Below are 13,353 nucleotides of genomic sequence, written 5' to 3'. Positions count from 1 at the left end.
GCATGCCTTGTCTTCCGCCACTATCGTTCTGCTGGCCCTGAGTTTCTTGCTCGGCTACTCGCAGCCACCATCAACCGCCGTTTTCAATGCCTTCGTGGCCGTCCTCGCGTGGGGCGTCTGGCTGGTTCCATCGCTGTCGCGCCAGCTTTTTTTGATGCATCGCATGTCGAGTGCGATTTGCTCGGCCTGGGTGGCATTTGCATGGGGTGCGGCGCTGTTGCTCGTGTTCGGCGGCCCTCGCATCTCGGTCATCGCGTGCGCCGCCCTGGTCGGCTTTGCAGCGTTTGCCCGCACGAGTCAGGGCAGACCGCAGACCCTGGTACTCCTGGCGCTGCTGCTGTCCGGACTTGCAAGCGTTGCCATCGCTGTCGTCCAGTATTTCGTTCCCGATTGGGCAGATGGTCACCTGCTCGCTCGCGCCGCCGGCGCCGGACGCGCCGGGGGCAACCTGCGCCAACCCAATCAGTTGAGCACGCTGCTGCTGCTGGCCGCCTCGTCGCTTCCATGGGCGGCAAGCCGTCCGGGCTTTTGGCGGCGCTATGCGTCCGTGCTCATCGCGGGGCTTCTGCTCGGCGTTGCATTGAGCAGTTCTCGCACGGGTCTCGTCGGCACGCTGCTGCTCGCATTCTGGGGCCTACTCGACAGAGGGCTGCCCGCCACGTCGAGACGCTTGCTGGTCGGTGCCGTCCCTGTTCTCGCCGTTTGGTGGGCCGGTCTCTGGGCCTGGGGGCATTTCGGTGGAACGACTTATTTTGCAGAGGCGCGGGCCGCATCCGGCAGCGACATCAGCAGTTCCCGCTTTGGGATCTGGTCCAACACCCTCGACCTCATCGCCACCAACCCCCTCTTCGGCGTGGGCTGGGGCAATTTCAACTTCGCCTGGACCTTCACCGAATTCCCGAATCGGCCCATCGCGTTCTTTGACCACACCCACAACCTGATGCTGCAGTTTGCGGTGGAGCTCGGGCTGCTTGCAACGGCGGTGATCTTCGGTTCTTTCTTGTGGTTGCTGTGGCGGGCGCGCGGCGCGTTGAGACACCCCGACCCGCAAACCGCATTGCTCGCCCGCTGCTGCCTGATGATGCTGATGCTGCTTGGCTGGCACAGCCTGCTCGAGTACCCGCTGTGGTACCCCTACTTCCTGTTCCCGGCCGCATTCGCGTTCGGCACCTATCTCGGCATCGGTTGGCCTCGTCGCACCGACGGGCAGCCCGGCGCCGTGTCCGGCAGGTGGGCGGCGGCTCCGTTCCAGGCCGTCGGTGTGCTGATGATCATCGGCTCCATCTACGCGGTGTGGGACTACCAACGGGTGGTGCAGATCTATGCGCCTTACGGCACCGCCGGCAAGGCGCCGTTGCCCGATCGCATCGAGGCCGGCCGGCGCAGCACCTTCTTCGGCCACCACGCCGACTATGCCGCTGTCACGACCGCGGAACATCCGTCCCAGGTGTTCGACGCGTTCGAGCGCCCCTTGCGACATCTCGTGGACGCCAGACTGATGATCGCGTACGCCAAGGCACTCGACGAACTCGGCGATCGCGACAAGGCTGTCTACGTGGCGCAGCGGCTGCGCGAGTTCCGGCATCCGCTGGGGGATGCGTTCTTCAAGGTCTGTGAAACGCCGGTCGACCCGTTGCCGTTCCAATGCGATCGCGTGAGAAGAACGTTCGACTATCGCGAGCTGTACCCGTCGGCCATCCGGCCCCCCGGTGCGCTGACGCAGTCGTGGCGCCGCAACCGGCGTGCCGCTATGCGGCGACGAACGAGCCCGACTTCCCGCCGTGCTTTTCGAGCACCTTCACCCCACCCATCACCATGCCGCGGTCGATCGCCTTGCACATGTCGTAGACCGTCAGCAGCCCGACCTGCACCGCCGTGAGCGCTTCCATCTCGACGCCCGTGCGCCCTAGCGTCTCGACCTGCGCGCGGCAGTGCACGCGTGAAGCGGCCTCGTCCGGCTCGAGTTCCACCGCCACGCGCGTCAACGGCAGCGGGTGGCACAGCGGTATCAGGTCGGCGGTGCGCTTGGCCGCCTGGATCGCGGCGATGCGCGCGATGCCCAGCACGTCGCCCTTCTTGGCGGTGCCCGACAGGACCACCTGCAGCGTGGCCGGCTGCATCTCGATGTAGCCCGTGGCCACGGCGATGCGGTGCGTCACGTCCTTGGCCGCGACGTCGACCATGTGGGCCTGGCCTTGCGCGTCGAAGTGGGTCAGGCCGCTGTGGGAGGAAGGGTTCTGAGGGGTGTTCATGGCTTTGGCATCATAGCGAGCGGCTACCCGTCTGTTGCAACTGCAACCGCGGGGAGTGAACGTCTTGCGGCGCGGCGGCTCCAATCGAGCCTGCGGCCCGCTCGAGGCCACCACGGATCACACGCTGTTGAAGACACCTCACCTTTTCGCGCGCGGCCATGCCGCACGGCCTTTGCTTCGCACGCTGGCGCTGTGCGTTGCGCTGGTGTTCCCCGCGGCCCCGGGCTGGGGCCCGCTGGCGCACGCGCAGAACAACCTGCCGGCGCTGGGCGACAGCGTCGCCGGCGACTTCAGCGTATCAGCCGAGCGTCAGCTCGGCGACCGCATCATGGCCGAGATCCGGCGCGACCCGCTCTACCTCGACGACGCAGTGTTGGGCGACTACCTGCAGTCGGTATGGCAGCCGTTGCTCGCGGCCGCGCGCGTCCGCGGCGAGCTGTCGCCCGAGCTGGAAGACCGCTTCGCGTGGCAGGCCTTCCTGGTGCAGGACCGCACGGTCAATGCCTTCGCACTGCCGGGCGGCTTTGTCGGCGTGCACCTGGGGCTGATCGCGATGACCAACACGCGCGACGAGTTCGCCTCGGTGATGGCGCACGAACTCTCGCACGTGACACAACGGCACATTGCGCGCAGCCTCGTGAAGGGCAAGCAGCAGTCGATGCTGGCGATCGCGTCGCTGATCATCGGCATGATCGCGGCCAGCCGCAGCCCGGACGCGGCGAACGCACTGATGACCGGGGGGCAGGCGGTGGCGTTGCAGGGGCAGCTGAACTTCTCGCGCGACATGGAGCGCGAGGCCGACCGCATCGGCTTCGGTGTGCTCGATGAAGCCGGGTTTTCGCCGGCCGGCATGGCCAGCATGTTCGAGCGGCTGCAGCAGAATTCGCGGCTGAACGACAGCGGCGCCTACCCTTACCTGCGCACCCACCCGTTGACGAGCGAGCGCATCGGCGAAGCGCGCGCACGGGCCCAGTCACGCACCGCCACACCGCCGCGCACGGTGCTGGAGCATGCGGTGATGCAGGCGCGCGCGCGCATCCGCATGGACACCCGGCCCGACATGCTGCGCGAGTGGCTGCGGCAGTCCGACGCCGCAGCGGGCCATCGCGCCGGGCAGGTTCTGACCGAAGCCACCAAGGCGCAGGCGGCAACGCTACTGCGCGACTGGCCGACGGCGGAGGCCGCGCTGGTCCGCGCCCAGCAACTTGCCCGCGGCGACAGCCGCGCCGAACGCAGCATCGCCTTCCTGCGCATCGAAGCGGCGCTGGCGCGCGGTGACGTCGCTCGCGCGGATGAGGCGCTGGCCCCCTGGCGCGGCGACGGCTCGCGCGCCAGCGAGCTGCTGGCCGCGCAGGTGAGCCTGGCGGTGCAGGGGCCGGCCGCGGCCCCGCGCCTGCAACGCACGGCCGAAGACCTGCAAAGCTGGGTGTCCATGCACGGCGCCGACGTGCAGGCGTGGGAGCTGCTGGGCCAGACCTGGGATCGGCTGGGACAACCGTTGCGGGCCGTACGAGCGCAGGCCGAGGCGCGCTACGTCACCGGCGACCTGCAAGGCGCGCTGGACCGGCTGAGGGCCGCGCAGCAACTGGCGCGGGCGCCGGGGCAGACCGACTTCATCGAGGCGTCGGTGATCGACGCACGGATGAAGCAGGTGGAGGCGGAGTGGCAGCGGCGCGTGCGTGAGGAAATGCGGCGCTGAACGGCGCCAGGCTTACCGCTGCCGGTCGAACAGGCGGTCGAGCGCGGCTTCGATGACAACACCGCACAGGCTGTAGAGCAGCGAGCCGATCAGCGCGGCCGTGAAACCCGGCACGTAGAGCCCGTCGAGGATGTTGGCCGCGAAATAGAACATCAACGCGTTGATCACGAACAGGAACAGCCCCAGCGTGACCAGCGTGACCGGCAGCGTCAACACCACCAGGATGGGCCGCACGACGGCGTTCAGCAGCCCGAGCACCAACGCCGCGATCAAGGCCGAGCCGAAGCTGCTGACCTGGACGGTGGGATAGATTTGCGTCACCAGCAACAGGGCCGCCGCCAGCAGGAACCAACGCGCAAGAATCTTCATGGCCGGCAGGATATCACCGGCCCCTGACGGTTCAAGCCGGCGCGGTTCAGGCCTCGGCCATCGCGAACCACAGCCCCACGCCGGCCACCAGGAACGACGGTAGCCTGAATCCCGTCGCTTCGGCGCCGGCCAGCTTGGGCCGGCGCACGTCGATGACCTCGTCCGGCGTGAGCTGCTGCATCAGTTCCGGCAAGGGGCCCTTGGCCAGGCAGGGTTCGGCCTCGAGCCCGTGCTCGTCGAGCCACGGCTGCATCTGCGCGAACAGCTTGGCGGCCCACTTGCTGCGCCAGTGTTCGCGTGCACCGTGCGACACCCACTTGGAAGCCCGGTGCGTCATGCGCGGTGCGCAAGCCACCAGCACCCAGTGCACGTCGTGCGTCTGGTGCAGGCGGGGGGCGAGTCGGTCCTGGGCGTGCGCCGCGTCGTCCAGCAGCACGGCAACCTTTTTCTTCATCGGGGCAACCTCAATTCGGCAGCGGTGAACGCCAGAGTCTGCATCGCGTGCGGCCCGGCGGGCCAGCGCAGGCCAATGCCCCCGCACCTTGCTTGGTTTAGCCCTCGCCCGCACAATCCGCGCTGTCGAAAGGGGAGTAGCACTCGGTTCCCCACCGAGGCGGCCACCCGTCAGTACGGACGCTCTACCCGCTGGAGCGCCCGGGTCCCGCAAAGGCACGCCGGCAGTTCACCGCCGGCGCCGCTTCCCCCGCAAGACCTTTCGGCGCAAAACCAACCCGTTTTTCTCGGAGTCTTCATGGACACCATTGCGCCTGTCTGGCTGTGGGCTTTTTTTGTCGTTTCCGTTCTCGTCGCCCTGTTCATCGACTTCGTCGTGCTGCGCAAGCAGGGCACGCACGAGGTTTCGGTGAAAGAAGCGCTCAATTGGTCGCTCGTCTGGGTCGCGTTGAGCTTCGCGTTCAACGGGCTGTTCTGGTGGGCGGTGGCGCAAGACCACGGCAACGCGGTCGCCAACACACGGGCGACGGAGTTCCTGACCGGCTACCTGATCGAAAAGTCGCTGGCGGTCGACAACATCTTCGTGTTCCTGATGATCTTCACCTACTTCGGGGTGCCGGCCGGCTTCCAGAAGCGGGTGCTGATGATCGGCATCATCGGCGCCATCGTGCTGCGCACGGTGATGATCCTGCTCGGCAGCTGGCTGATCAGCGAGTTCCATTGGCTGCTGTACGTGTTCGGCGCCTTCCTGCTCGTCACCGGCATCAAGATGTGGTGGGCTTCGGGACAGGAGCCCGATCTCGAGAGCAACCCGGCGTTGAGGCTGCTGCGTCGCATCGTGCCGGTCTCGAACGGTTTCGACGGCGAGCGCTTCTTCACCTGGCAGGACGGCAAGCGTCTCGCGACGCCGCTGCTGCTGGTGGTGCTGCTGGTGGGTGTGATCGACGTGATCTTCGCGGTCGACTCGATCCCGGCGATCTTCGCGATCACGACCGACCCGTTCATCGTGCTGACCTCCAACATCTTCGCGATCCTGGGCTTGCGCGCGATGTACTTCCTGCTGGCGGCCATGGCGAGCAAGTTCCATCTGCTGAGCTACGGTCTCGCGGTCATCCTCGCCTTCATCGGCACCAAGATGCTGCTGATCGACGTCTACAAGATCCCGGTGCTGGCGTCGCTGGGCGTGGTGGTCGCGATCCTCGCGGCAACGATGGTGCTGAGTGTCAAGACCGCGCCCCGGCTGCCCGTCCGGCAAGACAAATAGGTCGCGGGCATGTTGCGCAAATGCCATGCCCGGCCGGCACGGTAGCCTCGAGGCAGCACAACACAAACAAGAATCGTTATCATTACCGCCTGTCACTGATCCGGTCTTTCGCCAGCTCAGCGCCCCCGAGGGGGCGCTTTTCATTGCCAGCCACGGCCTGCGGTGTTCGTTTTCTCACAACACGCCTCCAGGAGTAGTTCATGGCTCGCAAGCAACGTCGGGCGCCCGTCAAGGTCGCGCCGGCCCCCTCATCCGTCACCCGCGGCGCGGCGCTTTCCGCGCTGGCGCCGCTCGGCGCGCTGGCAGCCGGCTTCGGCTTTGCCGGCGTCGCACTGGCGCAAACGCCAGTGGCCGAAGAGCCGAAGCAGGCCGGTTCGCTGCCCGTGATCACCGTGCGGGGCACGCCGGAGACCGAGTCCAAGGAAAGCTATCGGGCCAAGCGCTCGGGGATCGGCAAGGGCGACCAGGCGCTGCGCGATATTCCACAGTCGGTGACGGTAGTGACCGAGCGCCTGATGGACGACCGCAACCTGGACGACTTCCGCGAGGTGCTGCGCACCACCGCCGGCGTGACTTTCCAGGCGGGCGAAACCGGCGAGGAAGACGTGCGACTGCGCGGCTTCTCGCTGTTCCAGGCGGGCGACATCTATGTCGACGGCATCCGTGACCCGGCCTTGCAGGAGCGTGACACCTTCAACCACGACCGCATCGAGGTACTGAAAGGCTCGGCATCGATGCTGTTCGGCCGCGGCTCCACCGGCGGCGTGGTCAACCAGGTCTCCAAGCAGCCGTTCCTGATGACGCAACACGAGGTGGAGGCCACCGTCGGTTCCGGCGACGAATACCGGCTGACGGGCGACTTCAACCTGAAGACGGGCGACGATGCCGCGCTGCGCATCAACGCGATGTACCACGATGCCGACAAGTGGGGCGCACGTGTCTCGAAGAAGGGCATTGCCCCGACCTACCGCTTCGGCATCGGCACCCGGCACGAGTTCTCGGTCGGGCTGTACCACATGGCATACGACAACCGCCCGCTCTACAACCACCCCTGGGTGCTGGACGAGAACGGCAAGCTGAAGGAGACCCTGCCGGCCAAGAACTACTACGGCTTGGACAGCGACTACAACAAGGGCGAAGCCACCTACGGCACCTTCAGCCACATCTTGCGCATGGGCGAAGGCGGTGAACTCAAGACGACGCTGCGCCATGGCCGCTACAAGCGCAATCTGTGGGCCAGCGTGATCCGCGGACAGGCGCCGCAAGGCACGACGCTGACGCTGGACGACTACAAGAACCCGGACCAGGTGCTGACCCGTACCGCCAAGGGCCGGGTCGGCGAGACCGACGTGACCTACCTGGGCACGACCTACACGAACGACATCGACTGGATCGGCGTCAAGCACAACCTGATCGCCGGCGCCGAGTGGATGCACGAGGACGCAAAGCGCAACAACAACATCGCCGGCGCGGGAACGCGGCCGACGACGACCGTGGGCACGCCGCATGACGGCGCCACCTTCGACGACCCGCGCGGGAACATCCCGATGAACGAGTTCGACGCGAAGACCATCAGCCTCTACGGGCAGGACCTCGTTGAACTGACGTCGCAACTGAAGCTGCTGGCCGGCCTGCGCTACGACCACTTCAAAGGGCGCTACGACAACAGTGAAACGGCCGATCCCACGGCCACCGAGACGAATTTCAGCCGTACCGACGCGCTATGGAGCCACCGTCTCGGGCTGATCTGGCAGCCGAACGACTGGTCGTCGTATCACGTGTCCTACGGCACCTCGTTCAACACCTCGGGCGACACCTACCAGTTCAACAGCCGCACCGCGAACACCCCGGCCGAGAAGAGCCGCAACTTCGAGATCGGCAGCAAGTTCGACCTGTTCGACAACCGCCTGTCGCTCGGCGCCGCGGTGTTCTATTCGCAGAAGTACAACGAGCGCAACACCGACCCGGACAGTGCCGCAGAGCAGGAGTTGCTGTCCGGCAAGCGCCATGCCGCAGGGCTGGACCTCGACATCGCCGGCCGCATCACGCCCGCGTGGGAGGCCTTCTTCTCATACACCTGGGTCCCCGACGCAAAAATCGACAAGAGCAACGTCCAGCCAACCAACGCGAACGGCAACCCCAACAATGCACAACGCGAGGGCGACCGCCCGGGCCTGACGCCCAAGCACATGGCCAGCGTGTGGACGACGTACCGCGTCATCCCTGCGCTGCGTCTGGGCGCCGGGGTGAACTACCGCGGCGAACAGAATCCGGAAGGCAACCGCACGGTCACCGCCAGCGCGTTCACCACGCTGGACCTGATGGCCGAGTACACCTTCAACGAGAACCTGTCGCTGAAGTTCAACGTCAACAACGCCACCGACGAGCTGTACGCCGACTCGCTGTACCGCGGCTTCTACTCGCCGGGCGCACCGCGTACCTACCAGCTGACGCTCAAAGCCTTGTTCTGAGCCTGCGGCTTCGCGTCCCACGGCCTGCCGCTCCCGTGCACCGGGGCCGGCAGGCCTTTTCGCTTTTGCCGCGGCTTGACGGGGCGCACAGCCGTTTCAGCCCGCCGCCGATACACTGCCCCCCAGGTCGACACCACGCCATGCTGCTGCACCTTCAGAACATCCTCACGGCGGAAGAATTGCGCGCCGCCCGCACCACGCTGCAGGCGGCGTCCTGGATCGACGGCAGCTCCACCGCCGGGCAGCAGGCGCTGAACGTCAAAAACAACCAGCAACTGCCGCAGGACGGCGAGGCCTCGCGTTCGCTGCGGGCCTTGGTGCTGGGTGCCTTGAACCGGCATGCGCTGTTCTTTTCGGCCGCGCTGCCGAAGAAGATCTTCAACCCGCTGTTCAACCGCTACGGCGGTTCGACCAACCATTACGGCAAGCACGTCGACGGCGCCGTGCTGCATTCGCGTGCCAGCGGCGAGCGGGTGCGCTCGGACGTCAGCTGCACGCTGTTCCTGTCGGAGCCCGGCGAATACGATGGCGGCGAGCTGGTGATCGACGACACCTACGGCAGCCAGCGCATCAAGCTGCCGGCCGGTGACATGGTGATCTACCCGGGCACCAGCGTGCACGGCGTGGCACCGGTCACGCGCGGCGAGCGGCTCGCCAGCTTTTTCTGGGTCGAGAGCATGGTGCGCAGCGACGAGCAGCGGCGGCTGCTGTTCGACCTCGACATGAACCTGCTGAAACTGCGCCAGCGTGACGGTGAATCCGAACTGGCGGTGGCGCTCAGCGGCACGTATCACAACCTGCTGCGCATGTGGGCAACAACTTGACCCACCCCCTACGCGCTGCGCGGCCCGGCAGGCCGCGCTGGACCGAGGACGGTCCAGCCCTTCGCCAGGCACGAGCGGTCCGCAGGGACCGCTCGTGTCCGGTCTCAGCCCCCCAAGGGGGCGGCACCAGCGGACCGGCAGAGCCGGATCCGCGGCGCCACTCGATCACGAGGCATCTTGCCTTCCGTGAAGTGAGCTGCAATATCGCTGCTGTAAAACCATGAGCACAAGCCACTCCGCCTCTGCCCCGACACGCATCCCACCCGGCGTCGTGGCCGCGGGCGACTACGAAGCCGTTGCGCGAGAGCGGCTCGACCCGGCTGCGTGGGCCTACTTCAGTGGGGGTGCGGCGGACGAGATCACGTTGCGCCGCAACCGCGAGGCGTGGGACGCGCTCAGCCTGCAGCCGCGCGTGCTGCGCCGTGTGGCCGGCGGGCACACGCGTTTGGAGCTGCTCGGCCGCACGCTCGCGCATCCGCTGCTGCTGGCGCCGATCGCCTACCAGCGCATGGCTCACCCGGACGGCGAGATCGGCAGCGCGTGCGCCGCCGCGGCGCAGGAGGCGGGCATGGTGCTCAGCCTGCAGGCCAGCACGCCGATGGAAGACGTCGCCCGCGCCGTGCTGCGCGAAGCGCAACGCGGGCCGCTGTGGCTGCAGCTCTACCTGCAGCGCCAGCGCGGGCACACGGTCGAGCTGCTGCGGCGTGCCGAAGCGGCCGGCTACGAAGCCATCGTGCTGACCGTCGACGCGCCGACCAGCGGCGCACGCGATCGCGAGCGCCGCGCCGGCTACCGTCTGCCGACGGGCATCACGGCTGTCAACCTCGCCGGCGTGCCGCAGCCCGCCGCCGCGGCGTCTACCGCCGGCAGCAGCGTGCTGTTCGACGACCTGCTGCAGTCGGCGCCGACCTGGGACGACGTCGAATGGCTGCTCGGCCAGACACGATTGCCGGTGCTGCTGAAGGGCGTGCTGCACGAGGACGACGCGCGGCAGGCAGCCGCGCTGCGCGTCGCCGGGCTGGTCGTCTCCAACCACGGCGGGCGCACGCTCGACACGGCCGTGACCACCGCCTGGGCCCTGCCGCGCATCGTGGACGCTGTCGGCGGCGCGCTGCCGCTGCTGGTCGACGGCGGGATCCGGCGCGGCACCGACGTGCTGAAGGCGGTCGCTCTGGGTGCGCGAGCGGTACTGGTCGGGCGCCCCTATGTGTTCGCGCTGGCAAGCGCCGGTGCGTTGGGCGTGGCGCACGTGCTGCGCCTGCTGCGCGACGAGCTCGAGATCGCGATGGCGTTGAGCGGCTGTGCAACGCTGGCCGATGCCACGCCGTCGCTGCTGGTGCACGAAGACGCGTGAGCCCGCCTGCGGGGCGCCCCCGCAACCGCTTCAGTGCGTGACCAGTTCGGGCGTCACCCAGCTTTCCGGCAGGCGCTCGAGGACCTGCTTCGCGTCGAGCGAGCGGATCGGCACCGCCAGGTCGGTCGGGATGCGGTCGTGCGCCTGCAGCGCCAAGTAGCGCAGCGCGCTGACACGCAGGAAGGACGCGAAATTGCCGACCTCTCCGCGGGACTGCACCAGTTCGTCGTAGAGCCGCTCCAGCAGTTGCGACACGCTCATGCCGTCGCGCTTGCCGATCTCGGCGAGGATCTCCCAGAACAGGTTCTCGAGGCGAATGCTCGTGACCACACCGTGCAGCCGCACGGAGCGCGTCTTCGACTGGTAGGACGCCGGGTTGGCGCGGATGAAGATCTCGCACATCGCTGTTGCCTCCTGGGGCGAGCCCTCTGGCCGGTGCAGGGGCTCGCGCAACAGCAAAGATAGCGGCTCGACGCACGGATGGAAAGCGCCCGCCCGCAAGACCGCCGAGCGGGTCAGGCCTCGATGCGCGTGCCCAACACCGACAGGAACTGCGCCAGCCACGCGGGGTGCGCGGGCCAGGCCGGCGCGGTGACCAGCAGGCCATCGGTCAGCGCCTGGTCGACGGCGATCTGCGCGTAGCTGGCACCGGCGAGTTCGACTTCCGCCGCGCAGGCCGGGTACGCCGAGACGCGCTTGCCGCGGATCACGCCGGCTGCTGCGAGCAGCTGGGCACCATGGCAGATCGCGGCGATCGGCTTGTTCGCCTTCGAGAAGTGCTGCACGCACGCGATCACCTTCGGGTTCATGCGCAGGTATTCCGGCGCACGGCCACCCGGCACCACCAGCGCGTCGTAGTCTTCCGGCCGCACCTCGTCGAAGCCGGCGTTCAGCGTGAAGCGGTGGCCCGGCTTCTCGGAGTAGGTCTGGTAGCCGTCGAAGTCGTGGACCGCGGTCATCACCCATTCGCCGGCCTTCTTGTCCGGGCACACCGCATGCACCGTGTGGCCGACCATCGACAGCGCCTGGAAAGGCACCATCGTCTCGTAGTCTTCGCCGAAGTCACCGACGATCATGAGGATCTTCTTGGCCATGTCTGTCTCCTTTCTCGAGAGGGAAAACGCGGGTGGAGCAGAGGCGCACGCACGGCAGCGAGGCCTCTGTCCCGATTGTCGAAACGGTGCATGCGATGCGGGTAATAGCCGGCTACTGCGTCTGCTGCGGGGGGGCTCAGAACGGAGAGCGTCGTCCCTAGCGACCACCCAGGGACGCATGCAGACAGCATGCAGAGAGCGGAAGTGATGCCGGCCCGCGACAAAACCGCACGCACACTGGGCGAAACGCTTGATTTCCCTGGGAAACGTGCTTCTCAATGCAGCACTCTCGCAGTACCATTCGCGTCGCAGGTGTTGGCAGGAAACGAGAGCTCATGCGGCCTTCGCCCCGACCCGGCACATCAACCACTCACTTGATGGAGAAATTCGACATGGCAACTGCGAAGAAGGCTCCCGCGAAAAAAGCGGCAGCCAAGAAGGCCCCGGCCGCAAAGAAGGCCGCTCCGGCGAAGAAGGCTCCGGCTGCGAAGAAGGCAGCCCCGGCGAAGAAGGCGGCACCGGCCAAGAAGGCCGCTGCGAAGAAGGCGCCTGCCAAGAAGGCCGCTGCCAAGGCAGCCAAGCCCAAGGTCAAGCGCACGCCGAACGCCGCGTTCATGAAGGCGATGACCCCGACCCCGGCGCTGGCCGCCGTGATCGGTGACAAGCCGATGCCGCGCACGGAAGTGACCAAGAAGGTCTGGGAATACATCAAGAAGAACAAGCTGCAAGACGCAGTCAACAAGCGGATGATCAACGCCGACGCCAAGCTGAAGGAAATCTTCAAGAAGGCCCAGGTGTCGATGTTCGAGATGACCAAGCTGATCAGCAACCAGCTGAAGTAATCGGCCCGGTCCGCTCTCTCTCAAAAGCCCGGCGGGTCACTCCCCGGGCTTTTTTCATGCTCTCGTCGTTCTTCCCTCGATGCCATGCTGCGCTACCTCACCGTCCCCGTCACGCCCTTCCAGCAGAACTGCTCCATCGTGTGGTGCGACGAGACGAACCAGGCCGCCATCATCGATCCGGGCGGCGACCTGCCGAAGCTGCTGACCGAGGCGCAGCGTCTGGGCGTCGAGTTGACGCAGATCTGGCAGACGCATGCGCACATCGACCATGCCGGCGCGACCGCGCAACTCGCACGCAAGCGTCAGTTGCCCATCATCGGCCCGCACGAGGGCGACCTGTTCTGGATCCAGGGACTGCCGCAGCAGGGGGCCATGTTCGGCTTCCCCCCGAGCGAGCCGTTCACGCCGACGCGCTGGCTGAAGGATGGCGACAGCGTGAGCATCGGCCATTGCACTTTGCAGGTGCGCCACTGCCCGGGGCACACACCGGGGCACGTGGTGTTCTTCTCGCCGGAGGCCAACCGGGCGTTCGTCGGCGACGTGTTGTTCGCCGGCTCGATCGGCCGCACCGATTTTCCCGGCGGCGACTTCCAGACGCTGGTGGCGTCGATCACGCAGCGCTTGTGGCCGATGGGCGACGACGTGGTGTTCATCCCGGGGCACGGGCCCGAGAGCACGTTCGGGCAGGAGCGGAGGAGCAACCCGTTCGTGCGCGGTACCTGAGCCCCCAG

General features: G+C 67.0%; 12 protein-coding genes and 1 pseudogene. 8 read left to right on the top strand and 5 right to left on the bottom strand.

Annotated elements, in window-relative coordinates:
• Positions 1 to 154 precede the first annotated feature (154 nt).
• A pseudogene (locus M8A51_RS06075) lies at positions 155 to 1,561 on the top strand (Wzy polymerase domain-containing protein); the annotation flags it as partial.
• 187 nt (positions 1,562 to 1,748) lie between these two features.
• Here M8A51_RS06075 and moaC read toward each other — a convergent pair.
• On the bottom strand, positions 1,749 to 2,252 hold the full coding sequence (moaC, locus tag M8A51_RS06070) for a cyclic pyranopterin monophosphate synthase MoaC (protein WP_251777294.1): 504 nt from the start codon (positions 2,250 to 2,252) through the stop codon (positions 1,749 to 1,751).
• Positions 2,253 to 2,379: 127 nt separating this feature from the next.
• Here moaC and M8A51_RS06065 point away from each other — a divergent pair, with 127 nt between their 5' ends.
• Positions 2,380 to 3,951, top strand: coding sequence for a M48 family metalloprotease (locus M8A51_RS06065; protein ID WP_251777292.1), 1,572 nt, complete (start codon positions 2,380 to 2,382; stop codon positions 3,949 to 3,951).
• A 12-nt stretch (positions 3,952 to 3,963) separates the two neighbouring features.
• Here M8A51_RS06065 and M8A51_RS06060 read toward each other — a convergent pair whose 3' ends face one another.
• Positions 3,964 to 4,320 carry a phage holin family protein gene (locus M8A51_RS06060; protein WP_251777290.1) on the bottom strand — a complete coding sequence of 119 codons (357 nt, stop codon included), beginning with the start codon at positions 4,318 to 4,320 and terminating at the stop codon, positions 3,964 to 3,966.
• Positions 4,321 to 4,366: 46 nt separating this feature from the next.
• A complete protein-coding gene (locus tag M8A51_RS06055) occupies positions 4,367 to 4,774 on the bottom strand; it encodes a hypothetical protein (protein WP_251777289.1) in 408 nt (135 codons plus the stop codon).
• 297 nt (positions 4,775 to 5,071) lie between these two features.
• On the opposite strand from M8A51_RS06055, the gene M8A51_RS06050 reads away from it, so the two are divergent.
• The 4 genes from M8A51_RS06050 to M8A51_RS06035 all read left to right on the top strand — a co-directional run bounded on the left by M8A51_RS06050 (position 5,072) and on the right by M8A51_RS06035 (position 10,686).
• Positions 5,072 to 6,037 carry a TerC family protein gene (locus M8A51_RS06050; RefSeq protein ID WP_251777288.1) on the top strand — a complete coding sequence of 322 codons (966 nt, stop codon included), beginning with the start codon at positions 5,072 to 5,074 and terminating at the stop codon, positions 6,035 to 6,037.
• 200 nt (positions 6,038 to 6,237) lie between these two features.
• The gene (locus M8A51_RS06045) at positions 6,238 to 8,508 is read left to right on the top strand and encodes a TonB-dependent receptor (protein ID WP_251777287.1); all 2,271 of its coding nucleotides are present in this window, start codon (positions 6,238 to 6,240) and stop codon (positions 8,506 to 8,508) included.
• Between the two features lie 140 nt (positions 8,509 to 8,648).
• The gene (locus M8A51_RS06040) at positions 8,649 to 9,332 is read left to right on the top strand and encodes a Fe2+-dependent dioxygenase (protein ID WP_251777286.1); all 684 of its coding nucleotides are present in this window, start codon (positions 8,649 to 8,651) and stop codon (positions 9,330 to 9,332) included.
• Positions 9,333 to 9,552: 220 nt separating this feature from the next.
• Positions 9,553 to 10,686: an alpha-hydroxy acid oxidase gene (locus M8A51_RS06035; RefSeq protein WP_251777285.1), complete on the top strand. Its 1,134-nt coding sequence runs from the start codon at positions 9,553 to 9,555 to the stop codon at positions 10,684 to 10,686.
• Positions 10,687 to 10,716: 30 nt separating this feature from the next.
• On the opposite strand, the gene M8A51_RS06030 is transcribed toward M8A51_RS06035, so the two are convergent.
• Both M8A51_RS06030 and M8A51_RS06025 read right to left on the bottom strand, forming a co-directional pair.
• Entirely contained in the window at positions 10,717 to 11,088 is a 372-nt protein-coding gene (locus M8A51_RS06030) for a ribbon-helix-helix domain-containing protein (protein WP_251777284.1), read from the bottom strand.
• 113 nt (positions 11,089 to 11,201) lie between these two features.
• On the bottom strand, positions 11,202 to 11,780 hold the full coding sequence (locus M8A51_RS06025) for a DJ-1/PfpI family protein (protein ID WP_251777282.1): 579 nt from the start codon (positions 11,778 to 11,780) through the stop codon (positions 11,202 to 11,204).
• A 392-nt stretch (positions 11,781 to 12,172) separates the two neighbouring features.
• Between M8A51_RS06025 and M8A51_RS06020 the strand changes: the two genes are divergently transcribed.
• A complete protein-coding gene (locus M8A51_RS06020) occupies positions 12,173 to 12,622 on the top strand; it encodes an SWIB/MDM2 domain-containing protein (protein ID WP_251777281.1) in 450 nt (149 codons plus the stop codon).
• Positions 12,623 to 12,706: 84 nt separating this feature from the next.
• Entirely contained in the window at positions 12,707 to 13,345 is a 639-nt protein-coding gene (locus tag M8A51_RS06015) for an MBL fold metallo-hydrolase (RefSeq protein ID WP_251777280.1), read from the top strand.
• The last annotated feature ends 8 nt before the right edge of the window (positions 13,346 to 13,353 follow it).

Source organism: Caldimonas mangrovi (assembly GCF_023721835.1).
In the GTDB taxonomy this organism is placed as follows: domain Bacteria; phylum Pseudomonadota; class Gammaproteobacteria; order Burkholderiales; family Burkholderiaceae_C; genus Caldimonas; species Caldimonas mangrovi.
The sequence above is the reverse complement of the archived record's forward strand: the minus strand, read 5'-3'. Positions and strand labels throughout refer to the sequence as shown.

Coding starts and splice junctions, on each gene's coding strand:
- moaC (WP_251777294.1), bottom strand. CDS start 2,252: ATGAACACCCCTCAGAACCCTTCCTCCCACAGCGGCCTGACCCACTTC.
- M8A51_RS06060 (WP_251777290.1), bottom strand. CDS start 4,320: ATGAAGATTCTTGCGCGTTGGTTCCTGCTGGCGGCGGCCCTGTTGCTG.
- M8A51_RS06055 (WP_251777289.1), bottom strand. CDS start 4,774: ATGAAGAAAAAGGTTGCCGTGCTGCTGGACGACGCGGCGCACGCCCAG.
- M8A51_RS06050 (WP_251777288.1), top strand. CDS start 5,072: ATGGACACCATTGCGCCTGTCTGGCTGTGGGCTTTTTTTGTCGTTTCC.
- M8A51_RS06045 (WP_251777287.1), top strand. CDS start 6,238: ATGGCTCGCAAGCAACGTCGGGCGCCCGTCAAGGTCGCGCCGGCCCCC.
- M8A51_RS06040 (WP_251777286.1), top strand. CDS start 8,649: ATGCTGCTGCACCTTCAGAACATCCTCACGGCGGAAGAATTGCGCGCC.
- M8A51_RS06035 (WP_251777285.1), top strand. CDS start 9,553: ATGAGCACAAGCCACTCCGCCTCTGCCCCGACACGCATCCCACCCGGC.
- M8A51_RS06030 (WP_251777284.1), bottom strand. CDS start 11,088: ATGTGCGAGATCTTCATCCGCGCCAACCCGGCGTCCTACCAGTCGAAG.
- M8A51_RS06025 (WP_251777282.1), bottom strand. CDS start 11,780: ATGGCCAAGAAGATCCTCATGATCGTCGGTGACTTCGGCGAAGACTAC.
- M8A51_RS06020 (WP_251777281.1), top strand. CDS start 12,173: ATGGCAACTGCGAAGAAGGCTCCCGCGAAAAAAGCGGCAGCCAAGAAG.
- M8A51_RS06015 (WP_251777280.1), top strand. CDS start 12,707: ATGCTGCGCTACCTCACCGTCCCCGTCACGCCCTTCCAGCAGAACTGC.